Origin of the sequence: Streptomyces roseirectus (assembly GCF_014489635.1) — a bacterium.
Classification (GTDB): domain Bacteria; phylum Actinomycetota; class Actinomycetes; order Streptomycetales; family Streptomycetaceae; genus Streptomyces; species Streptomyces roseirectus.
Genome location: NZ_CP060828.1, coordinates 2,156,575 through 2,178,997 on the forward strand (window position 1 = coordinate 2,156,575; position 22,423 = coordinate 2,178,997).

19 protein-coding genes are annotated in these 22,423 nt (G+C 72.2%); 9 read left to right on the forward strand and 10 right to left on the reverse strand.

The features are described from left to right. Window position 1 precedes the first annotated feature (1 nt). Window positions 2–697, reverse strand: coding sequence for an FMN-binding protein (locus IAG44_RS08860; RefSeq protein WP_187746583.1), 696 nt, complete (start codon window positions 695–697; stop codon window positions 2–4). 10 nt (window positions 698–707) lie between these two features. Next, a complete protein-coding gene (locus tag IAG44_RS08865) occupies window positions 708–2,054 on the reverse strand; it encodes a ferredoxin reductase family protein (RefSeq protein ID WP_187746584.1) in 1,347 nt (448 codons plus the stop codon). 151 nt (window positions 2,055–2,205) lie between these two features. Here IAG44_RS08865 and IAG44_RS08870 point away from each other — a divergent pair, with 151 nt between their 5' ends. Together IAG44_RS08870 and IAG44_RS08875 are read left to right on the forward strand one after the other, a co-directional pair. After that, complete coding sequence (locus IAG44_RS08870; protein ID WP_187746585.1) at window positions 2,206–2,898, forward strand: response regulator transcription factor; 693 nt, start codon at window positions 2,206–2,208, stop codon at window positions 2,896–2,898. Continuing rightward, entirely contained in the window at window positions 2,895–4,328 is a 1,434-nt protein-coding gene (locus IAG44_RS08875) for a sensor histidine kinase (RefSeq protein WP_187746586.1), read from the forward strand. The genes IAG44_RS08870 and IAG44_RS08875 overlap by 4 nt, the downstream gene beginning before the upstream one ends. A gap of 632 nt (window positions 4,329–4,960) precedes the next feature. On the opposite strand, the gene IAG44_RS08880 is transcribed toward IAG44_RS08875, so the two are convergent. From IAG44_RS08880 to IAG44_RS08890, 3 genes are read right to left on the reverse strand one after another with little or no spacing between them, the layout of a single operon-like run. Further along, window positions 4,961–5,533: a P-loop nucleotide/nucleoside kinase family protein gene (locus IAG44_RS08880; protein WP_187746587.1), complete on the reverse strand. Its 573-nt coding sequence runs from the start codon at window positions 5,531–5,533 to the stop codon at window positions 4,961–4,963. Further along, window positions 5,530–6,822 carry an MFS transporter gene (locus IAG44_RS08885; protein WP_187746588.1) on the reverse strand — a complete coding sequence of 431 codons (1,293 nt, stop codon included), beginning with the start codon at window positions 6,820–6,822 and terminating at the stop codon, window positions 5,530–5,532. Before IAG44_RS08885 ends, IAG44_RS08880 begins: the two co-directional genes overlap by 4 nt. A 46-nt stretch (window positions 6,823–6,868) precedes the next feature. Beyond that, the gene (locus IAG44_RS08890; protein WP_187746589.1) at window positions 6,869–7,516 is read right to left on the reverse strand and encodes a bifunctional 4-hydroxy-2-oxoglutarate aldolase/2-dehydro-3-deoxy-phosphogluconate aldolase; all 648 of its coding nucleotides are present in this window, start codon (window positions 7,514–7,516) and stop codon (window positions 6,869–6,871) included. 117 nt (window positions 7,517–7,633) lie between these two features. Here IAG44_RS08890 and IAG44_RS08895 point away from each other — a divergent pair, with 117 nt between their 5' ends. The 4 genes from IAG44_RS08895 (at window position 7,634) to IAG44_RS08910 (ending at window position 11,548) form a co-directional block, all read left to right on the forward strand. Further along, window positions 7,634–8,428, forward strand: coding sequence for a DeoR/GlpR family DNA-binding transcription regulator (locus tag IAG44_RS08895; protein WP_187746590.1), 795 nt, complete (start codon window positions 7,634–7,636; stop codon window positions 8,426–8,428). A gap of 479 nt (window positions 8,429–8,907) precedes the next feature. Next, window positions 8,908–9,924 carry a lysylphosphatidylglycerol synthase transmembrane domain-containing protein gene (locus tag IAG44_RS08900; RefSeq protein WP_187746591.1) on the forward strand — a complete coding sequence of 339 codons (1,017 nt, stop codon included), beginning with the start codon at window positions 8,908–8,910 and terminating at the stop codon, window positions 9,922–9,924. A gap of 116 nt (window positions 9,925–10,040) precedes the next feature. Then, window positions 10,041–11,291: a hypothetical protein gene (locus IAG44_RS08905; RefSeq protein ID WP_187746592.1), complete on the forward strand. Its 1,251-nt coding sequence runs from the start codon at window positions 10,041–10,043 to the stop codon at window positions 11,289–11,291. Further along, window positions 11,288–11,548 carry a hypothetical protein gene (locus tag IAG44_RS08910; protein WP_187746593.1) on the forward strand — a complete coding sequence of 87 codons (261 nt, stop codon included), beginning with the start codon at window positions 11,288–11,290 and terminating at the stop codon, window positions 11,546–11,548. The genes IAG44_RS08905 and IAG44_RS08910 overlap by 4 nt, the downstream gene beginning before the upstream one ends. Here IAG44_RS08910 and IAG44_RS08915 read toward each other — a convergent pair. After that, window positions 11,493–13,856, reverse strand: a complete 2,364-nt coding sequence (locus tag IAG44_RS08915) for a tetratricopeptide repeat protein (protein ID WP_187746594.1) — start codon at window positions 13,854–13,856, stop codon at window positions 11,493–11,495. The two genes, IAG44_RS08910 and IAG44_RS08915, sit on opposite strands and share 56 nt — an antisense overlap. A 149-nt stretch (window positions 13,857–14,005) precedes the next feature. Here IAG44_RS08915 and IAG44_RS08920 point away from each other — a divergent pair, with 149 nt between their 5' ends. Both IAG44_RS08920 and IAG44_RS08925 read left to right on the forward strand, forming a co-directional pair. Then, on the forward strand, window positions 14,006–17,056 hold the full coding sequence (locus tag IAG44_RS08920) for an AfsR/SARP family transcriptional regulator (protein WP_246561588.1): 3,051 nt from the start codon (window positions 14,006–14,008) through the stop codon (window positions 17,054–17,056). 246 nt (window positions 17,057–17,302) lie between these two features. Then, entirely contained in the window at window positions 17,303–17,686 is a 384-nt protein-coding gene (locus tag IAG44_RS08925; protein WP_187746595.1) for a hypothetical protein, read from the forward strand. Between the two features lie 2 nt (window positions 17,687–17,688). Here the strand turns inward: IAG44_RS08925 and msrB are convergent, their stop codons facing one another. From msrB to IAG44_RS08945, 4 genes are all read right to left on the reverse strand, one after another. Continuing rightward, complete coding sequence (gene msrB, locus IAG44_RS08930; protein WP_187746596.1) at window positions 17,689–18,096, reverse strand: peptide-methionine (R)-S-oxide reductase MsrB; 408 nt, start codon at window positions 18,094–18,096, stop codon at window positions 17,689–17,691. Window positions 18,097–18,106: 10 nt separating this feature from the next. Then, entirely contained in the window at window positions 18,107–19,492 is a 1,386-nt protein-coding gene (gene murC / locus IAG44_RS08935) for a UDP-N-acetylmuramate--L-alanine ligase (RefSeq protein WP_187746597.1), read from the reverse strand. Window positions 19,493–19,564: 72 nt separating this feature from the next. After that, window positions 19,565–20,038 (reverse strand): indole-3-glycerol phosphate synthase, encoded by a 474-nt coding sequence (locus tag IAG44_RS08940; RefSeq protein WP_187746598.1) that lies wholly within the window; start codon window positions 20,036–20,038, stop codon window positions 19,565–19,567. Window positions 20,039–20,217: 179 nt separating this feature from the next. Continuing rightward, window positions 20,218–21,006 carry a pyrimidine reductase family protein gene (locus IAG44_RS08945; protein WP_187746599.1) on the reverse strand — a complete coding sequence of 263 codons (789 nt, stop codon included), beginning with the start codon at window positions 21,004–21,006 and terminating at the stop codon, window positions 20,218–20,220. Between the two features lie 43 nt (window positions 21,007–21,049). On the opposite strand from IAG44_RS08945, the gene zapE reads away from it, so the two are divergent. Beyond that, a complete protein-coding gene (zapE, locus tag IAG44_RS08950; protein WP_187752583.1) occupies window positions 21,050–22,147 on the forward strand; it encodes a cell division protein ZapE in 1,098 nt (365 codons plus the stop codon). Window positions 22,148–22,423: the final 276 nt, after the last annotated feature.

Genomic DNA, 22,423 nt, shown 5'->3' on the forward strand with positions numbered 1-22,423 from the left:
CTCAGCCCTTCGCGTCGAGCGCGGCCTGCAACGACTCGCGGTAGCCGTCGCTGGTGATGGTCGCGCCGGAGACGGTGTCGATGTCCGCGCTCTGCGCCGCGAGCGTCTCGGCGATCAGCTTCGGCACGGCGTTCTTCGTCTGCGGGTGGTTCGGCGCCTTCAGCATCTCGACGGCGGTGATCTCGTCGCCCTCGAAGGTGACCTGGACCTGGACGTCGCCCTTCTCGGTCGGGACGGTCGTCCCGGCGACGGTCTTCGAGGAAGAGGCGGCGGGGGCCGACGGGGTCGCGGCGGTCTTCGCGGCGGCGGTGTGCGCGTCGATCGCCGCCTGGAGCGACTTCTTGTAGCCGTCGCTGGTGATCGTCGCCCCGGACACCGTGTCGATGGCGGCGCTCTGCGCCTGGAGCGTCGAGGCGATCAGCTTCGGCACGGCCGCCTCGGTCTGCGGATGGTCCGGCTGCTTCAGCATCTTGACGGCGCTGATCTTCCCGCCGTCGTAGGTGATCTGGACCTGGACGTCGCCCTTCTCGGTCGGGACGATGATCCCGGAGAAGACGGTCCCGGAGGCGGACGCGGCCGGCGCGCTCACCTCCGCGCTGGAGGCCGTACTGGACGACGACTCGACGCCTGGGGTGTAGCGGAAGACGGGGATCAGCCCGGCGACGGACAGGACAAGGACAGGAATAGCTCGTTTCACGGTGTCTCTCTCATCCCGCCAGGCTGAAGCGCTCGAAGTGGATCTGCGGTTTCGGCACGTCCAGCTCGCGCAGGGTGCCGAGGACCGCGTTCATCATCGGCGGCGGCCCGCACAGGAAGACGTCCCGCTCGGCGATGTCCGGGACCAGCGCGGCGAGTTCGCGCGGGGCGAGCCGGTCGGGGACGGGCGGCCCGGTGACGAGGTGCAGCTCGGCGCCCTTGGCGTGGGCGAGGTCGCGCAGCTCGTCGTAGAGGACGGCGTCGCGCTCGTCGCGGACCCGGTAGACGACGATCGCGTGCCCGGTGAGGTCTTCCATGAGGGCGCGGATCGGTGTGACGCCGACGCCGCCGGCGATGAGCAGCGCGTCGGTGCGGGTGCGGTGCAGCGCGGTGAACGCGCCGTAGGGGCCCTCGGCGAAGACGCGGGTGCCGGGCTTGATGTGCCGCAGGCCCGCCGAGCCGTCACCGGCCGCCTTCGCGGTCAGGCGCAGGCGCAGTCCGTCGGGGGCGGCGGACAGCGAGAAGGGGTTGGCCTGCCACCAGCGGTCGCGGGTCAGGAAGCGCCACAGGAAGAACTGGCCGGCCTGCGCGGGCATCTTGTCGAGGTCGCGCCCGGTGATGTGCACGGAGACGACGTTGTCGGACTCGGGCACGACCTCCGAGACGCGCAGCTGGTGGCGCCAGTTGCGCCACAGCGGCAGCACGAACCGGCCGAGGACGACCGAGCCGAGCGCGACGCCCCACACCCCGTACCAGTAGGCGGTCGCGGCGCCGGACGCGGTGAACGTCGTGCCGATGGCGACCTGGTGGGTGAAGGCGAGGACGACGGCGACGTACGTGTAGAGGTGGATGAAGTGCCACGTCTCGTACGCGAGGCGGCGGCGCGCCCAGCGGGCCGAGGCACCGCCGATGACCAGGATCAGGACCAGGGCGACGACGGCGCGCAGGACGCCCTCGGCGGTCTCGGCGAGGTTCACGAGCTGGTTGACCGGGTCCATCGTCCCGGCGAGGTCGGCGTAGCCGAACGCGATGAACACGACGTGCCCGACGAGCGTCCACAGCAGGCCGAAGCCGGTCCAGCGGTGCCAGTTGGTGAGCCGGTCCATGCCGATGCGGCGGTCGAGCCAGGGCAGGCGGGCGACCAGCAGGAGCTGGAAGGCCATGAACAGGGCGCCGTACAGGCCGGCGAAGCGGGCGAGCACGATGAGCGCGTTGGAGCCGAACCCGGCGTCCGCGGCGAAGTACGTGACGGCTGCCACGTTCGCGGCGAGCAGCGCGTACAGGCCGGTGCGGGCCACCACTTTCGGTCGTATCCCCGTGGCGGCGGGTGTGGGGGGAGACTGCTGGACGGTCGTCACGGGCTGAAACTCCTCGATCGGCTTCTCAGGACATGAGCTTCGCCGTCGGGAGCTGTCGATATCCTGTCGTAAGACTTTCAAGTAATTATCGATCCAGGAGAGTGTCATCCGCGGGACTCGTCCTGTCAGTGGCGTAGCGCACTATGAACGGGTGGAGAAAGTACGCCTGCTCGTCGTGGACGACGACCCGCCGATCGCCGATCTCGTGGCGACGGTCGCCCGCTACGAAGGCTGGGAAGCGGTCACCGCGAACTCCGGTGAGGACGCGCTGCGGCTGGCCGCCGAGTTCCAGCCGGACATCGTGGTGCTCGACCTGATGCTGCCCGACCTGGACGGCTTCGGGGTGCTCGACCGGCTGCGGCGGTCGGGGACGATGGTGCCCGTGGTGTTCCTCACGGCGCGTGACGGCGTCGCGGACCGTGTCGCCGGGCTCACCCGCGGTGGTGACGACTACCTGGTGAAGCCGTTCGCCGTCGAGGAGCTGATGGCCCGCCTGCGCACGGTCCTGCGCCGCTCGGCGGGCCCGAACTTCACCCGCTCGGTCCTCCAGGTCGCCGACCTGACGATGGACGAGGACACCCGCGAGGTCCGCCGCGCGGGCCAGTTGCTCACGCTGACGCCGACCGAGTACGAGGTGCTGCGCTACCTGATGCGCCGCTCCCCCACCGTCCTCACCAAGGCGCAGATCCTCGACCACGTCTGGGAGTACGGCTTCGGCGGCCGGTCCAACGTCGTCGAGCTGGTCGTCAGCCGGCTGCGCCGCAAGCTGGACGCGACCGGTGACCCGCTGATCCACACCGTGCGCGGCTTCGGGTACGTCGTGCGCCGGCAGGCCGCGGAGTGACCGGGCGCCTGCGTGGGGCCTACCGGCGGATGCGGCTCGGCACGCGGCTCGCGCTCGGCCTCGGCGCGCTCGCGCTGATCGTCTTCGCCGTCGTCGGCACCGCCCTGACGACCTACATGCGCGACTACCTCTCCGCCCAGCTCGACACCACGCTCGCGCAGGCCCAGATCGCCCAGTCCAAGTCCATCGCCGACGACGGCAAGCTGTCGGGCAAGAAGTACTGGAGCTGGTTCTACGCCGTGTACGACGTGCGGGACGGCACGACGCGGCTGCGCAAGCCCGAGGACCCCACCGACCTCCCGGAGGACGTCGACGCCTTCGCGGCTCTCGCCAAGGCGCAGGTGACCTCCCAGGACGAACTGCTGCGCACCGAGCACATCTCGGACGCCGGGGACTACCGGATGCGCGCCTGCGAGGTCGAGCCCGGGGTGGTCCTGGTCAGCGCGGCGCCCCTCGACGACATCGACGACACCGTGCAGCGGCTGGTCAAGATCCAGGTCGTCGCGTTCGGGCTCGCGCTCCTCGTCCTCGTCGTCATAGGCCGCCGGCTCCTGCGGCGCGGGCTCAACCCGCTCAGCGACATGGCCCACACCGCCCACGGCATCGCCTCCCACGACCTCACGGACTCCGCCGCGCGGCTGCCGCTGCGCGCCGACGAGCGGGGCGGCGGGCCCGAGGTGGAGGAGCTGCGGACCGCGTTCAACACGATGCTGGAACACATCGACGCCTCCCTCGCGGTCCGCGCGGAGGCCGAGCAGCGGCTGCGCCGGTTCATCGCGGACGCCTCGCACGAGCTGCGCACGCCCCTGATGTCCGTCCGCGGGTACGCCGACCTCTTCCAGTACGCCGCCGCGAACGCGCCCGAGGAACGTGAACGCCATCTCGCGCGGCTGCGCGCGGAGGCGGCCCGCATGGGGTTCCTCCTCGACGACCTCCTCCTGCTCGCCCGCCTCGACGCCGCCGAGGTCGAGGCGCCGCTGCGGATGGCCGAGACGGATCTGACGGACCTGGTGGAGCAGGCCGCCGACGCGTTCCGGGCCGGCCACAAGAACCACCCGCTGACGGTCCTCCCCGGACCCGCCTCGCTCAAGCTCCGCCTCGACCCCCAGCGCATCCGGCAGGTCCTGGACAACCTCCTCACCAACGCGGCCGTACACACGCCGGCCGGCACCCCCGTCTCCGTCTCGGTCCGCGTCGAGAACGGGCTGACGTCCGTCCGCGTCGCCGACGAAGGCCCCGGGGTGCCCGAGAGCGACCGCGAGCGGGTGTTCGACCGCTTCTACCGCGTCGACAAGGCCCGCAGCCGGGACCGCGGCGGCAGCGGACTCGGCCTGTCCGTGGCGCGCTCGCTGGTGCGGGCGCACGGGGGGACGATCCGGTTGACGCAGGAGGAGAGCAGGACGGTGTTCGTGGTGGAGCTGCCGGGCTGAGGCGGGACGGTGTCCGGGGGGGACTGCCCGGCTGAGGCGTGACGGTGTCCGTGGCGGGACTGCCCGGCTGAGACGGAACGGTGTCCGTGGCGGGACTGCCCGGCTGAGACGGAACGGTGTCCGTGGCGGGACTGCCCGGCTGAGACGGAACGGTGTCCGTGGCGGGACTGCCCGGCTGAGGCGGAACGGTGTCCGTGGCGGGACTGCCCGGCTGAGACGGGACGGTGTCCGTGGCGGGACTGCCCGGCTGAGCGTGGCGGGGCCCCTGGCTGAGGAGGCGAGGGCCCGCCGCCGGCTGAGGGGGGCGCGGGCCCTTAGCTGAACATGGCGCGGGCCCCTGGCCGAAGGTGGCCGAGAACCCGACACCCACTGAGGATGACGCAAGCCCTCACCTGAACATGGCGCAGGCCCCTGGCCGAAAGTGGCCGAGAACCCGACACCCACTGAGGACGGCGCAGGCCCTCACCTGAACATGGCGCAGGCCCCTGGCCGAAAGTGGCCGAGAACCCGACACCCACTGAGGACGGCGCAGGCCCTCACCTGAACATGGCGCAGGCCCCTGGCCGAAAGTGGCCGAGAGCCCGACACCCACTGAGGACGGCGCAGGCCCCTGACCGAGGGGGCGCCGACCCCTAGCCGAGCGTGGCGAGGGCCCGCCGCACCGTCTCCTCGCTCACCCCTTCCGGCGTGTTGTCGAACGCCAGCCGTCGCGCCCCCTCCCAGCGGCACGGGTTCGCCTCGGTCCTCGACCAGAACGCCGCCCAGTCCGCCAGCTTCGAGGCGTCCCTCGCCAGGCCGCGTGCCCGGACGCGTTCGCGGGCCGTCGCCGAGTCCACGCGGACGTGCACCACGACGGGTTCGACGCCGGTGGGCCAGCCGTGCCGGCGCGGCGCTGCCGTGAGGAAACCGGCGTCGGCGAAGTAGCTGCCGAAGGGGGCGTCCAGGACCACGTCCCGGCCCACGGCGAGGTTGTCCCGCGCCAGGTCGAGCAGCGTCAGGTACTCCAACTCCCGTACGGCGGACAGGTAGTACGCGTTGCCGTCCCGGTCACCGGGGTCGGTGCCGGCCGCCGCGAGCAGGGCCTCCGTCAGCCGTGTGCAGGCCGTGTCCTTGTCGAGGTGGGCGGCGCCGGTGAGCCGGGCGAGGAGGCGGGCGACGGTGGACTTGCCGGAGCCGGCGGGCCCGATGACGAAGTAGGCCCTCACGCGCGCGGCCCCTCCGCCTGCGTGTCCCGCACGAAGAACAGGTACGACGCCCCGCCGACCAGCAGCAGCACCCCGCCGACCAGGAAGACCAGCGTGTAGCTGTTGCCGGTCGCGTCGAGGATCGCCCCCGTGACGATCGGCGCCAGCGCGGCCCCGAGGAACCCCCCGAAGTTCTGGATCGCCCCGAGCGAGGCGACCTGGTGGGGCGCCGCGAGGTCAGAGGCCAGCGTCCACAGGCACCCCATCGGCACCTGCGCCGCGAAGTACCCGAGCGACAGCAGCGCCACGGCGAGCGGCGTGCTCTCGACGTACGCGACCGGCAGGACGGCGACGGCGGCGAGGACCGCCCCGCCGACGATCGGCACCTTGCGCGCCGTCACCGTCGGCAGCCCGCGCCGGATCAGCCGGCCGGACAGCACGCCGCCGGTCAGCACCCCGGCGATCCCGCACAGGTACGGCAGCGAGGCCAGCCAGCCCGTCTCCGCGAGGCTGAACCCGCGCGAGGTCTCCAGGTAGCTGGGCAGCCACGTCAGGTACACCCACACGGTGTAGAAGATCCCGAACGCGCCGAGGATCATGAACCAGGTGTTCCGCTGCCCGAACAGCGCGCCCCAACCGGCCTTCGGCGCCCCGCCCTTGACCTCCTCGGCGATCTCCTCGCCCCGGATCAGCGCCTGTTCCCGCAGCCCCGGGTCCCGGTACACCCGCAGCCACACCAGCATGACGAAGATCCCGAGCACCCCCACCGCGAGGAACATCCCCCGCCACCCGAACGCGATCAGCAGCGAGGTGAGCAGCGGCGGCGCGATCGCGTTGGCTATCTGCGACCCGGTGTTGACGACGGAGATGGGCAACGCCCGCTCCTCCTTGCCGAACCACCGCTCGTTGACCTTCAGACTGGCGGTGAAGAAGGGCGATTCGGCGACCCCGAGGGCGACCCGGGCCGCGTACAGGAACCCGAAACTCCCCGCGGCGGCGGTGACCATCGTCATCAGCGACCACAGCCCCGCGGCCCACGCGTACATCTTCTTGGGCCCGAACCGGTCGACCAGATACCCGGCGGGCAGATTGGCGACGGCGTAGGGCCAGGAGAACGCGGCGAGCAGCAGCCCCATCTCGGTGGAACTCAGCCCGAACTCCCCGGAGATGGTGGTGTTCGCGACGCTGAGGGTGGCCCGGTCGAGGTAGTTGACGATCCCGCCGACGACGAGAAGGGCGACGAAGACCCAGCGGACCCTGAGGCCGGCCGAGGTCTTGACGGACGAGGAGACGAGCGAGTCCTGAGCCACTGCACAACTCCTTGCGAGACGGACGACCAGTTGCGGGCCTCTTCGATCAGTTCCGGGCCTCTTCGATGGCCCGCAGCATCACGGACGCGGCCTCGGTCACCCGCCGGTAGTCCCCGTCCCCCCGCGCGGCCTTGGTCACGAAGCTCCCCACCCCCACGGCCACCACCCCGGCGTCGAACCACTCCTTCACGTTGTCCGGCGTGACCCCGCCCGCGGGCATGATCGGCGCCCGGCTCAACGGCGCCCGCACGGTCCGCACGTAGGAGGCCCCGCCGGAGAACTCGGCCGGGAAGAGCTTCACGATGTCGGCCCCCGCCTCCAGCGTCCGCACGATCTCGGTCGGCGTGAACGCCCCGCTGACCGTCACCGCCTGGTACCGGTTGGCCGCGGCGATCATCTCGGGCTCCAGGTTCGGGCTGACCAGCAGCCGGGCCCCCGCCTGCACACAGGCGACGGCGGACGGCGCGTCCAGCACGGTCCCGGCCCCCACCAGCACGTCGTCCCCGTACCGGGCGGCCAGCGTGGAGATCACCCCCAGCGCCCCCGGCACGGACAGCGTGATCTCCAGCGCCCGGATCCCCCCTTCGACGGCCGCCTCGGCGACAGCGAGGGCTTCCTCCGCGCTGTCGAGCCGCACGATCAGCAGCGCGCCCGTCCGCGTGATCGTCTCCAGATCCGTAAACTTCGTTACCATGACAGCACACGCTAGAACATGGATTCACACGCTGTCACGGGTCCGGACGCCGGAATCTCGCCGCCCGGGGACGGCTAGGCTGACCGGCGTCCACCCCACCGCAGCGAGGAGACCCAGGTGAGCCCAGCGGGCAAGGCCCCCCTGATCCCCGAGCAGCGCCACCAGGAACTGCTGCGGCTGCTGCGGGCCAGCGGTGTGCTGAGCATCAGGGACCTGACGGCGGCCCTGGACGTCTCGCACATGACGGTCCGCCGGGACATCGCGGCGCTGGAGCGGACGGGCCTGGTCGTCTCGGTGCAGGGGGGCGTACGCCTGGCCGAGCGCGCCGGGCACGCGCCCCCGCGTGAACGGGCGACGCGCGCCGCCCTGGAGATCCCCCGCAAACAGGCGATCGCCGAGCGCGCGGCGTCCCTGGTGGCGGACGGCATGGTCGTCTACCTGGACGCGGGGACGACGTGCCAGTCGGTCGTCCCCTTCCTCGCGCCCCGCGCCGGCCTCACGGTCGTCACGAACGACCTGCACGCCGCGCTGGCCCTCTTCGCGCTCCCGTCCGTACACATCGTGCACACCGGCGGCGAGATCGACCCGGCGAGCGCGGCCGGCGGGGGCCCGCTGGCGGCGCGGGCGATCGAGGGCGTCAACATCGACCTGTGCCTGCTGAGCGCCGGCGCCTGGGACCTGGCCCACGGCGTGACCAGCCACTCCACGGAGAAGGTGCTGCTGAAGCAGGCGGTGATGCGCGCGTCGGGCGCGGTCGCGCTGCTCGCGGACAGTACCAAGTGGGGCTCCACGGAACGGTTCACGGTGACCTCGCTGGAACGCCTCGACACGGTCGTCACGGACACGGACCTCCCGGACGAGGTCGCGGACCGCATCGCACAGGAGGGCCCGGAGGTGCTGCGGGCGGGCTGAGCCCCGCGCCGGGAACTCCGCCGGCACCCCGGGCGTTGACCGGGAACACCGTCAACATCACCCTCGTTGCCACCCGCAATCACCCGCGTTGATCGGGAACACCGCCCGTGTCAAGGCGAGTTGAACCACACGCCCCGCCCTGAACCGCCGCGCCGCCCGAACCGTAAGAGAGTGCGACAGGCCCGTCGTACCGGGATGAGCGGCGGTCACCCTGGGCAGAACTCACCCAACCGACCCGACGACCTCCCACCGGCCCCTCCCCGAGTCGCCCCTCCGCCCGCACCTCGTAGGCTTCCGGACACCGCACCGTCACACCGGAGGGGAACCGTTCCTTCATCCCCTCCCCACCGGTACCGGTCCAGGGGCGCGCGAGCCACCTCGTACGCCCCACCGCTCACCCGGACCAGGCACCGCCCGCACCTCGCCCCCTCCCGCAGGCCCCACGCGGGAGGGGGCGACGCGAAAGGACGAAGCGCCCCGTGACCGTGCTGCCGACCACGAAGACGCTGTACGACGAGACAGCCCCGCTCCCGACGGCCAAGACGGCCGGCCGAGGCCCCGCCGTGAACCGCCACGTGCGCCGGGCGATCAGTCTGCTCCCCCTGCTGTTCCTGATCGTCTGGGCGGCGTTCGACTGGCACACGGTCAGCGACGGCGTGACCCGGCTGGCCGGCGCGGACCCCTGGTGGCTGCTGGTCGGCGCCGGTTTCACCTTCCTCGGCTGCGTGGCGGCGGCGTTCATCCGCCAGGGCGCGCTGGTGGACCGCCTCCCCCCGGGCCCCCTCCTGGCCTCCCAGTTCGCGGCGGGCGCCGCCAACCACGTCCTCCCGGCGAGCCTCGGCGCCCACGCGGTCACCCTCCGCTTCCTCCAGCGCCAGGGCGTCCCGCTGCCCCGTGCGACGGCTTCCCTGGCCCTCTACTCCCTGGCCCGCGCGGTCGCGAAGACCCCGGTGGTCCTGGCCTTCGTGATCGCGGCGCCGAACGCGGTCCGCCCGGAAGCCCTCCTGCCCAACGGCCAGGCCCTGATGATGGCGGTCACGGGCATCCTCCTGATCCCGGCCGCCGCCGCCCTCCTCCTCGCGGCGATCCGCCCCCTGCGCCGCCCCACGACAGACTTCGTCCGTACCGCTCTCACCGGCGTGAAGGCCATCCACGCCCGCCCCACCCGCTTCCTCTCCCTCTGGGGCGGCGCGATGGCGGCCCCCCTGATCCAGGCGGCCATAGTCGCTTCCGTCGGCACAGCCCTGAACCTCCCCCTCTCCTGGCTCCAGCTGGCCTTCGCCTACCTCGCCGCCAGCACCGCCGCCGGCGCCGTCCCCGCCCCCGGCGGCATCGGCCCCCTCGACGCCGCCCTCATCCTCACCCTCGCCGGCTACGGCACCCCCCTCTCCCTCGCCACCGCCACCGTCCTCGGCTACCGCGTCCTGACGGTCTGGGTGCCCTTGCTGCCGGGAATGCTGGTGATGTCGGCGATGGTGCAGCGAGAGCTGCTGTAGCCGCCCGGGGGCGCCTGCAAGGTTTCCGCAAGGCCCCCGCAAGGATTCCGTCGGCCCGGCCGGGCACCCCCTCACCGAGCACCTTCATGCCGGGTACAGAAACACGGGGGTACCACATGAACCGGAGCACGGAACGGAAAACCGCGAAGACCGATTCCCCGACCCGCACCTCGCAGTGGCTCACCCTGCCGCACTGCAAGCGTGTCCTGGTCGTCGTCCACACGGAGGTCTACGGCAAACGACTGCTCGACATCCTGCCCCTGCTGGAGTCCGACCTGCGCGTCCAGGTCGAGTTCACCATCGCTCCCCACGCCTTCAACCCCGGAGCGGCGCGCTCCGTACCGACCCTGCACGGCGGGCTGATCCCCTGGGAGACGGCCGTGCGCGGCCGGTTCGACCTGGTGGTCGCCGCCGGTTCGCAGGGGCTGCACCTGCTGGACGGCCCGCTGCTGCGGCTGCCGCACGGGGCGGGGCACACCACGCTGTCCCGGCCGGGCGACGACCGCGACCCCGGCGCGCCGCGCACCGTGGGCGGTCTCGGCCGGCGGTACCTGATGCGCGACGGACGCGTGATCCCGGCGGCGCTGGCCCTCGCCCACCGCGACGACCTGGGGGTGCTGCGCCGGCACTGCCCGGAGGCACTGCCGGTCGCCGAGGTGGTCGGGGACTCGTCGTACGACCTGCTCAGGGCGGGGCTGCGCAGGCGCTCCGAGATCCGGGCCGCGCTGGGGCTGCGCCGGGGGCAGAAGCTGGTGGTGGTCTCCTCCACCTGGGGTTCGGGTTCCAGCTTCAACCGGCTGGACGCCCTGCTGCCCCGGCTGCTGGCGGAGCTCGACCCGGCCCTGTTCCGGATCGCCGTGATCGTGCATCCCAACGTGTGGTCCGGGCACGGCGACTGGCAGGTCCGGTCCTGGCTGGCGGCGGCCCGCGCGCACGGCATCGCGGTCGTCCCGCCGGAGGCCGACTGGCGTGCGCCGGTGATCGCCGCCGACTGGCTGATCGGGGACCACGGGTCGGTGACGCTGTACGCCACCCTCGCCCGGGTGCCCGTCCTGCTGGCCCGGTTCCCGTCCGACGACGTCAACCCCGACTCGCCCATCGCCGAACTGGCGCGCGTCGCACCGGCGTTGTCGGCCGGGCACCGCCTGCCGGAGCAGCTCGCGTACGCGCGCTCCAGGTATCCGGCGGACGACTACGCCCGGATCGCGCGCCAACTGTCGTCCGAGCCGGGCCGGTTCGGCCGCAACCTGCGCACCTTGATGTACCGGCTCCTGAAACTCGGCGAACCGGCGCATCCACCGGCCCTGCCGCCCCTGCCGCTGCCCGCCCCGCTGTGGGGGACGACGCAGGGCGAGGTGTCGGCGTGAACGGCCTGCTGGTCGTCCGGCTGGACGCGGGCGGCGGGGAGAGCTGGCGGGAGTGTGCCGACATGCTGTACGCGGCACGCCCGTTGGCGCTCCCCGAGGCCCGGTCGCTGACCTCTCTCGTGCTGGAGCGCTACCCGGGCTGCGGCCTGGTGTGCGTGCCCGGCGAGGACGGCGGCTGGGTCCTCGGCAGCCGCTCCCGCCTCACGGTCGTAACCCTTCCAACCGGCCCGCCAGACGCCCCGCGTCCGCTTCGCTGACCGGCCGGTAGAGGGCCAGGGACTCGGTGTACCGGTCCCTGGCCCTGTCCATGTCCCCGCGTTCCTCGGCACCCCGCCCGAGCAGCTCCAGCGTCCGGGCCTGCCAGTGGACGGAGCCGGTCGCCTCGAACTCGGCGACGGCCTGGTGGAGTTGGCGGTCGGCGGTGTCGTGCAGGCCGGCGAGGGCGTGGGCACGGCCGAGGAACGTGAGGGCTCGTGCGGCGTCGTACGGGTCGTTCTCGTCGAGGAGTTCGGTGCGGGCCCGGGTCAGGTGCGGGAGTGCGTCGTCCGGACGGCCGTCGGCGAGAGCGATGTCGCCGAGACAGATGCGGGTCAGGGCCGCGCCGCGCCGGTAGCCGATCGCCTCCCGGAGGGTGAGGGCCTGGGCGAAGTACACCTGGGCTTCGGAGAGGCGTCCGGCGAGTTGATGGGACTGCCCGATCCCGTGCAGCGCCTGCGCCTCGGCCCGGCGGGCGGTGTGCGTCTCTCGCGGGTCCGCGGCCGCCACGTCCTCGCGTGCGAGGTCCAGCGCTTCGTGGTACAGGGCGATGGCTTCGTCGTGCCGGCCCGCGTTGCGCAGACCGCCGCCGCCGTCCGTCAGCATGCGGGCGACGGCGTCCCGGTCCCCCGTCCGCCGGGCCGCCGCGAGCCCGATCTCGTGGGCCTCGGTCCACAGGTCGTAGGGTCTGATCCGCAGGAAGTAGGGATACATCGCGTCCGCCAGCTGCCAGGCCGCCGTGTCCTCACCCCGCCGGGCGCAGTCGCGCAGGACGGCCATGAGCGGGCCGCTCTCCTCGACCAGCCACCGCAGCGCTCCGGTGGCGTCGGTGAACGGGGCCGGCGAGGGCTGCCCCGCGTAGTCGCGGCTCAGCGTGCGATGGGTGGGGGTGAGCAGCGCCTCGGCGGCCGTGGTCACGGACAGATAGTGGTCGACGGCCCTCCGCCGCGCGTGGTCGGTGCTCTCGGCACTCTCCTCGGCGGCGGCGCGCTCACGGGCGTGCAGCCGGAGCAGGTCGTGGAAGCGGTAGCGGTCGGGGCCGAGGTCTTCCAGGAAGTTCGCCTCGACCAGCGCGTCGAGCACCCGTTCCGCCTCCGCGTCTCCCGTCCCGCAGACGGCGGCGGCGACCGCCGAGGAGAAGTAGGGCACCGGTAACAGCCCCAGCTTCCGGTACCCGGCGGCCAGTTCCGGCGGGAGCAGACGGTACGACTCCTGCAACGCGGCCCGCACGGCTGCCTCCCCCTCGATGCTGAGCGCGTCCAGCGCGCCCCCGTCCCCGCCGCCGAGCGCCCGCGCCATCACGGCGAGCGGCTGGCGGGGCCGGGCGGCGACCCGTGCGCCCGCGACGCACGCGGCGAGGGGGAGGCCCGCGCACGCCCGCGCCATCGCGAGGGCCGCCTCGGGTTCCCGCCGGACGCGGTCGGCGCCGACGCGGCGGCTGAGCAGTTCCATCGTCTCCCGGGTGGCGAGCGCGGGGAGTTCGAGGAAGGAGGCGCCCTCGGGGCCGAGTCCGGTCAGGCGGTTGCGGCTGGTCACGACGGTCACGGCGGCGGCCGAGCCGGGCAGCAGCGGGCGGACCTGTGCGGCGCTGCGCGCGCTGTCGAGGAGCAGTGCCATGCGCCGGCCCGCGGTCGCCGAACGCCACAGGGTCATCCGCCCGTTGAGGTCGGCGGGGACCTGGTCGTGGCCGAAGGAGCGGAGCAGTTCGAGGAGGAGTTCGCCGGGGCTCGCGGGCCCTTCGGGGGCGTGGCCGCGCAGGTCGGCGTACACCTGTCCGTCGGGGAACTCGGTCTCGCGGCCGAGCAGCCAGCGCCGGGCGAGGGTCGTCTTGCCCATCCCGGCGGGGCCGCTCACGACGACGGTCACCGGTCCGCCGTGCGCCACCAGCCCTTCCAGCAGGTCGAGTTCGGCGACGCGGTTGACGAAGTGCCCCGGTGCCGGGAGCAGTTGCCGGGGGACGGCGGGAGCGGCCGGGGTGTGGAAGTGGATGCCTCCCGTGATGTCCCGCGCCTGGACGACGGGGCCGGTGAGCCGTGCGGAGGTGCCGATGGTGTTCTCGACGCCGGCGGCGCGGTCGTCCTCCGCGTCCAGGGAGGTGAGCCAGCGGCGCAGTGCGCGGTGCAGGTCGGGTGAGGTGGCCGCGCGCCGGGCGAGCGCGTGTGCCAGGCGCCGCAGGGCGGATTCGTCGTACGGGGGCTCGGGGAGTTCGGGGGCGTCGGGGAGTTCGTCCACGAGTCGTCGCAGTGCGTGGGGATCCCGGGCCGCCGTCGTCAGAGCCGCCCTCAGTTCTCGCTCCGTCGGTTCTGGCATATGCCACTCCTACCCGGGGCGCCCACATCCGAAGAGAAAAGGACAGGAATTGGCCATAAACAATGTCAACTTACTTTCGTATGTGATTACTTATGGCCGCGTGCGATTCTTGTCCACTCCGAAGTGCGGTCCTTCGAACGGAGGCACTGGTGGACTTACGGATTCGCGTGCTGGGGCCGGTGGAACTGCACGGGAACCAACAGATCGACACACTCGGATCGACACGGGACGGCTTGATCGTCGGTTGTCTGGCACTCGACGCCGGCCGGCCCGTCTCCACCGACAGCCTCATCCACCGGCTGTGGGACGACACCCCGCCCGCCCGGCCCCTCGCGAACCTCTACACCTACGTCGCCCGCGTCCGCCGCAGGCTGCGGGACCTCGGCGCCGAGGGATGCCTGGTCCAGCGCACGCACGGCTACCTCCTGGACCTCGATCCGGACCGGGTGGACAGCCACCGGTTCCAGCACCTCGTCGCCCAGGCCCGCGCACTGTCCGACCGGGGAGCCGACCAGCAGGCGCTGCGGCTGCTGGGCGAGGCGGACGCGCTCTGGCTGGGCGAGCCGCTGGCCGGCCTGCCGGGGCTGTGGGCCGAGGGCGTCCGGGGTGTCCTCACCGAACGCCGACTGGCCGCACAGCTGATCCGCGCCGACATCGGGCTGCGCGAGGGACACTTCGCCGACCTCGTCCCGGACCTGACCGCGCTCGCCGAGGAGCACCGCACCGACGAGGCCATCGCCGCCCGGCTGATGACGGCCGCCTACGGCTGCGGACGCCTGACCGACGCCCTGCGCGTCTACGACACCGTCCGCCGCCGGCTCGCCGGGGAACTGGGCGCCGACCCCGGCGAGGCCCTTGCCCGCCTGCACCACCTGATCCTCAACAGCGCCCCGGTCGAGGCCCTGCTGAACCGTCCCGAGCCGACCGTCCCGGCGCCCCGCACCCTGCCGAGCCACGCCGAACTGGTGGGCCGCGAGGCGGAGTTGTCGACGATCGTGCAACATGCGACCCGTGCGTCCGCCGACACCTCGGCGCCCCGGCACATCATCGCCCTCCAGACCGTGTCCGGCATGGCCGGCGTGGGGAAGACCGTCCTCGCCCTGAACGCCGCCGACCGCATCGCCTCGCTCTACCCGGACGGCGTCGTCCACCTCGACCTGCGCACCCACGCCCCGGGCCAGCAGCCGCTGACCGTCATCTCCGCGCTGACCTCGCTGATCCGCGCCTTCGGCGTACCGGCGTCGGCCCTGCCCGGCGACCCGGACGCGCTGACGGCCCTGTGGCGCGGGCTGCTCGACACCCGAAGAGCCGTCGTCATCCTCGACGACGTGCGCGACGCGCGTCAGTTGCGGGACCTGCTCCCGGGCCCCTCCCCGTCCCTGGTCCTCGTCACCAGCCGCCGCCGGCTGACCGGACTGCCCGGACTGCGCTCGGTCGACCTGGACGTCCTGCCCGCCGCCGACGCCCTCGCCCTCTTCCGGTCCGTGGCCGGCCACGAGCGGACCCGGCAGACGGGCGAGGTCGCCGACATCGTGCGGCTGGCCGGCTTCCTCCCGCTCGGCATCGAACTCCTCGCGGGCCGACTGGCCTCCCGCCCCACCTGGACGACCTCGCACCTGCTGCGCAGACTCACCCAGGGACAGGGGCGGCTGCGGGAGATCAGGGACGGCGCGCGCGGCAATATCGCCGCCGCGTTCGACGTCTCGTTCCGCGCGCTCGAATCCGTGGAACGGAAAGTGTTCCGGTTCCTCGGACTCCGTTTCGGGCCGACGATCGACGCCTACGCGGTCGCGGCACTCACGGATCTCCCCCTCGACACCGCCGAGAATGTCCTCGAATCCCTACTCGAGGCGCATTTGATCCAAGAGCCGAGTCCCGAACGCTATACCCTCCACGATCTGCTCGGGGAATACGCGCGCGCCATCGCCATGTCCGAGGAGTCGAACGCGGCGCGTGAAGAAGCGCTTTCACGGCTGGCCGAATTCTGTCTCCAGGCCGCCGACGCCGCCGACCGGCTCGCCTATCCGCGCCGGCTGCGCACCGACCGCGCCCACTCGGCCGGCCGTCCCGTCCCGCCCTGGGGCGACGCCACCGCCGCCCGGGACTGGCTCGCCGCCGAACGCATCGGCCTCATGGCCGCCGAGCGCCACTGCCGCACCACCGGCCACAGCCGCCTCGCCGCGCTCCTCGCGAGCGCCCTCGCCGCCTTCCTCGACGACGACGGACACTCCGCCGAGGGCTGGCGCATGCACGCCGCCGCCACCGAGCACTGGCGCGAGAGCGACGACCGCCATCGCGAGATCCATGCCCTCATCGACCTCGGCAACGCCCTCACCTGCTGCAGCCGCTACGAGGACGCCCGCACCGCCTACACCCGCGCCCTCACCGCCGCCGAGGAGACCTCCGACCCCGAGTCCGGCGCGGAAACCCTCCACCAACTCGGCATCCTGTACTGGCACTTGGGCGACTTCCGACAGGCGCTGGCCTACCAGTCGCGCACGCTGGCGCTGCACGCGGCGACGGGGGACGACTGGCAGCTGGCCCGCTGCCGGAGCAACCTCGGGATCACCCACCTCTACCTGGGTGATTTCACCGAGTCGGAGAAAAATCTCGAAGCGGCACTGGACGGGTTCCGGGAAGCGAGAGACCTGCGCCGGTACGCGCGCACCCTCATCAACTTGTCCGACCTTCACCTGCGCACCGAACGGAAAGACACCGCCCGGGAATTCCTGGACGAGGCGCTGACCATCCTCACGGAAATGAGAATTCCGGCGGAGATCGCCGGGACACAGGTGAACCTGGCCAACACCATGGAATCACCCCGGGATCTCACCAAAATGCTCGACCTCTATCAGGACTCCCTCACCACATTCCGCAGGCTCGGCGACCGCCGGAATGCCGCGGAAACCCTGTACGCCATGGGAAGCGCACTCCACGCCGCGCACCGCTTCACCGAGGCCGCCGACCGGCACCGCCACTCCCTGGAGCTGGCCCGCAGCGTCGGAGCCGTCCACGAGACAGCCCAGGCGCTGCACGCCCTGGCCCTCGCCGAACAGCAGCTCGGCCAACTGGACGCCGCCGCCGACCACCTCACGGAGGCCATCACCCTGGCCGAGCGAACCGGCGCGGCACACGAGGCGGCGGAGGCCCGGAAGAGCCTGACGAAGCTGCGCCGGGCGCAGAAGGAACGCCCCCAATAGCACACGGCGATCTATGCCGGGGCCAATTCCACAGGATCCACGAAACCCGGAGAGCCAAGTTGCGCAGGGTAATGCCCCAGAGGTATTACTTACCGCACAGCCATACGGCTGCCGAATGTCTGTGCGTACAGTTCTCGGGAGCGTCCCTTGCACTACCTGCTCATCCACTACGCCGTCGAAATCATTAGAATCTGTTTTCCGTGTTGAATCGCCATCGCGCCCTGCCCAGCCGGTAAAGGAGCCCCCATGGACCCCGTCTCCGTAGCCCTGTTGGCCGCTCTCGCCGGAGGTGTGGGTGGGGAGGCCGGGCGGGAAGCCTGGCAGGGGCTGGTCGCGTTGGTGCGGAGGCCGTTCCGGCGGGGGGAGTCGGGGGACGTGAGTTCCGGGGAGGCGGAGCTGGACGCGTTGGCGGCGGCGCCGGGGGACGAGACGCGGGCGCATGTGCTGAGTACCGCGCTCGCCGTCCGGGCCGCGCTGGACGCGGAGTTCCGGCGGGAGTTGGAGGAGTGGCGGCAGCGGGCCGAGCGGGCGCGGGACAGCGGGGGGACGTACAACACGATCTCCGGGGGGACGTTCCACGGCATGGTGATCCAGAGCCGGAACACCCACGTGCGTCCCCCCGGGGACTGACCTCAGCTCTCCGTCGGCGTCAGGCGCAGGGAGATCGAGTTGATGCAGTACCGCTGGTCGGTCGGCGTCGCGTAGCCCTCGCCCGAGAACACGTGCCCGAGATGCGACCCGCACCGGGCGCAGCGCACCTCGGTGCGGACCATCCCGTGGGACCGGTCCTCGATCAGCTCGACGGCGTCGGTGTCCTTGGGGTCGTAGAAGGACGGCCAGCCGCAGTGGGACTCGAACTTGGTCGTGGAGGTGAACAGTTCGGCCCCGCACGCCCGGCAGGAGTACACGCCCACCGTCTTCGTGTCGGTGTACTCCCCCGTGAACGCCCGCTCGGTGCCCGCCTGCCGCAGCACCGCGTACTCCGCCGGGTTCAGCTCCGCGCGCCATTCCTCGTCGGTCTTCTCGACGTCGTACGACATGGCAACCCCTCTATCGAGACAGCTGGTCCAGGATCAGCGGGCCGAGGTCGGTGACATCGCCCGCGCCCATGGTGAGAACGAGATCACCGGGCCGGGCCATTCCCGCGACGACACCGGGCGCGGCCTGCTTGTCGTGGACGGCGGTGACGTCGGCCCCGGCGGCGCGGGCCGCGTCGATGATCAGCTCGCTGGTGATCCCCGGGATCGGGTCCTCGCGGGCGGGATAGATGTCGAGGACGACGGAGGCGTCGGCGAGCGCGAGGGCCGCGCCCATCTCCCGGCCGAGTTCCTGGGTGCGGGAGAAGAGGTGCGGCTGGAAGAGGACGAGGATGCGGGCGTCCCCGGCGGCGGCCCGCATCGCCTCCAGGTCGGCGGTCATCTCGGTGGGGTGGTGGGCGTAGGAGTCGATGACCTGTGTCCCGGCGGCCTCGCCCTTGAGCTGGAGGCGCCGCTTGACCCCGGTGTAGGCGGCCAGCGCGGGCGCCAGCTCCTCGGCGGGCACCCCGAGCGCGGCCCCGGCGGCGAGCGCGGCGACCGCGTTCAGCGCGTAGTGCCGGCCGGGCACGGACACGGTGAACGTCAGCTCCCGCCCGTCCAGCAGCACGGTCACCTCGCTCTTGAGCCCCTGCGGGACGACGGCCAGGACGCGGACGTCGGCGTCGACGGCCTCGCCGTAGGTCACGACCCGGACGCCCTCGACCCGCCGCGTCAGCTCCCGCGCGCCGTCCTGGTCAGCGGAGATCACCAGCGTCCCGCCGGGCACGATCCGCCCCGCGAAGGTGACGAAGGAGTCGTAGATCTCCTCCATGGAGGCGTAGTTGGCGTGGTGGTCCAGCTCCACGTTCAGCACGATCGCCACCTCAGGCGCGTACTTGTGGAAGCTGCGGTCGGACTCGTCGGCCTCGGCGACGAAGATCTCCCCGGCGCCGTGCAGCGCGTTGGAGCCGGGCGCGTCGAGGTCCCCGCCGATCGCGTACGACGGCTCACGGCCGAGGGTGGCGAGGGAGACGGCCAGCATCGAGGTGGTCGTCGTCTTGCCGTGGGTGCCGGCGACGGCGATGGGCCGCAGGCCGTCCATGAGCGCGGCGAGCGCGTCGGAGCGGTGGACGACGGGGATGCCCAGCTCGGCGGCGCGCACGAGTTCGGGGTTGTCGGCGCGGATCGCCGAGGAGACGACGACGCTGCTGGCGTCGTCCGCGAGGTGGGCCGCGGCGTGCCCGATGTGGACGGTCGCGCCGAGCGCCCGCAGCGCCTGCGCCGTCTCCGAGTCCTTCGCGTCGCTCCCGGCGACCTTCGCGCCCCGCTGGGCCAGGATCTTGGCGATCCCGGACATCCCGGCCCCGCCGATCCCGATGAAGTGCGGACGTTCGAGGGAGGCGGGAAGGCCGGGTGCCATGGCGAGTACTCCAGAGGTCGAGCCAGAACAGGTCAGTCGGCCCAACCCTAGCCGGGGCCCGGCGCTACGGGCTTACGCCTCGTTGTGGGAGAAGAGTTTCAGCACCGGCACGCCCACTTTGTGCCGCGCCCGCGAGGCCCAGTCGCGGTGGAAGAACTCCTCCACGTAGTGCGGGTCGGTCAGCACGATCACCTCGTCCGCGCCGGCCTCGTCGACCACGCTCTTCAGCGCGTCCAGCGGGTGGTTCTCGACGAGGGTCCCCTGTGCCGTGCTGCCGGCGGCGCGCAGCGCGGTCAGGGACACCTCCAGCGCCTGCGCGCCCACGCTGCGCGCGGCCTCGCCCTCGGGGGTGTCGCCTTCGTGGACGGCCTCGTCGAGCTCGCCGAGGGCGACGTCGTCGATGGCGCGCAGCAGCCGGTCCGCCTGGTCCCCGCGAGGCTGGAGCAGCACGTGGAAGGTGACGGGCTCATCGCCGTGCAAGGTCGTGACGAACTCCACGTCGGCGGACGTCAGAGCTTTCTCGATCATCAGAACGCTGGTGAACACCTGTACCCCGCTTCTCCTTCGAGGACCCCCGTGGCCCTCACTCCTCCGAAGGCCGTCCATGGCCCTGCGGAAACCATCCTTCCCCGTGCTCGCACGGGTCCTGCCGAGTCCTAGTCTGCCCACCCGAAGCTAAGCGGAACGACACATTCCGGCTTTTTGACAGCTCCGGGGTGTCGGACTCACGTTCCGGAACCCCCCTCTCCCCTTTGATACCGCCCGAAGAGGAACCCGTCCTCCTCCAAAAGGGACGTCAGTGCGAAGCGCCGGGGCACCGCCACGGGCGGCCCGTCGGTGATCCGCTGGGCCCCTCCGGCGGTGAGCACCGGCGACAGCGCGAGACACAGCTCGTCGAGCACCCCGGCCGCCACGAACTGCCCGAGCAGCCGGGGCCCGCCCTCGGTGAGCAGCCGCGTGAACCCGCGCCCGGCGAGCACACCGGGCACCCGCGCCGGGTCCACCCCCGCCCCGTCCCCGGCGACGACCACCTCGGCCCCCGCCTTCCGCGCCTCCTCGACCCGCGCCGGGTCCGCGCCCGCGCCGGTCAGCACCAGCGTCGGCACAAGCGGCGCGGTGAACAGCTCCCCCGTGAAGTCGAGGTCGAGGCTCGCGGAGACGACGGCGACGGCGGGCGCGGGCCCCTGTCCCGCGGCGGCCCGGCGTGCGGCGAACTCCGCCCGCGCGCGTGCGGGCCCGTACCCCTCCTGCCGTACGGTCTGCGCGCCGACGATGACGACGTCCGCGAGCCCGCGCAGCGCGCCGAAGATCCGCAGGTCCGCCTCGCCGGAAAGGGGCCGGGAGCGGCCGTCGTGCTGGCCCGCGCCGTCGAGGGAGCCGACCATGTTGGCGCGCAGCCAGCACTTCCCTTGGGCCAGTTCGGGATAGCCGTACGCGTCCGCCAGCCGGTCGAGGCTCCACTCCCCCGCCTCGGCGGTGGCTGTCTGGTCGGTCACAGGGAACAGGCGTCGCATGCCCGGCAGTCTCGCATGCCCTTTAGCATGGGTAACCGTGTCCATGTACTCCCCCGGCTCCTCTGGGATCGAACCGATAGCCCACGCGGCACCCGTCTCGCTGTGCACGCGCGAGCCGCACGTCCCCGCGGACCGCCTGGTGGCCGAGATGGTCCCGCCGCCCCGGTTCGCGGCGGCGCGGTTCGGGACGTACCTGCCGGACCCGAACCAGCCGAGCCAGACGGACGCCGTCCGCGTCCTGGAGACCTTCGCGCAGGGCCTGGGCGGCGCCCACGCGGCGGGTGCGGCCAAGCGGGGGTTCCTCGGGTTCGGGAGCAGGAGGCCCAAGGCGCCCGCGGGCCCGCGCGGCGTCTACCTGGACGGCGGCTACGGCGTCGGCAAGACCCACCTGCTGGCCTCCCTGTGGCACGCGGCCCCGGCCGAGCCGGCGCTGAAGGCGTTCGGCACGTTCGTCGAGCTGACGAACCTGGTCGGCGCGCTCGGCTTCCAGCAGACGGTGAAGACCCTCTCGGGCCACCGCCTGCTGTGCATCGACGAGTTCGAGCTGGACGACCCGGGCGACACCGTCCTCGTCTCCACCCTGCTCGGCAAGCTGGTCGACGCGGGTGTCGCGCTCGCCGCGACCTCCAACACGCTGCCGGGCAAGCTCGGCGAGGGCCGGTTCGCGGCGGCCGACTTCCTGCGCGAGATCCAGGGCCTGTCCGCCCGCTTCCGCGCGCTGCGCATCGACGGCGAGGACTACCGCCACCGGGGCCTGCCCGAGGCGCCCGCGCCGTACGACGAGGAGATCGTCGCGAAGACCGCGTACGCCACCGAGGGCACCTCGCTCGACGCGTTCCCGGCGCTCCTGGAGCACCTGGCGAAGGTCCACCCGAGCCGCTACGGCGCGCTGACGGACGGCGTACGCGCGGTGTGCCTGACGGACGTCGGCCCGGTGCCCGACCAGTCGACGGCCCTGCGCCTGGTCGTGCTGGCCGACCGGCTGTACGACCGCGAGGTGCCGGTGCTGGCGTCGGGGCTGCCCTTCGACCGGCTGTTCAGCGAGGAGATGCTGGCCGGCGGGTACCGCAAGAAGTACTTCCGCGCGATCTCCCGGCTCACCGCGCTGGCGCGTGACGCGAAACCGCTCATCGAAGGCTGATTCAGAGCCAACCAATCGCTGTCAAGGGCTGGTTCCGGACACGTATCCCGCTCTTTTGAGGCGGTCTCCCGCTCGAAACGTCGAGTTAACCCTGCAAAGCTCTTTGCAGGGTTAACGTGTTTCTTGACCAGTCATTGACCAGTCGTTGGTACTGACTAGAGGCGCGGAAACGTCGAGGGGGGTGCATGTTCCAAGGCAGGACGGTTCGCATGGGCATGGCGCTCGTCGCCGCCTTCCTTCTCGCTCTCCCCTTCTTCACCACCGCGTCACCCTTCA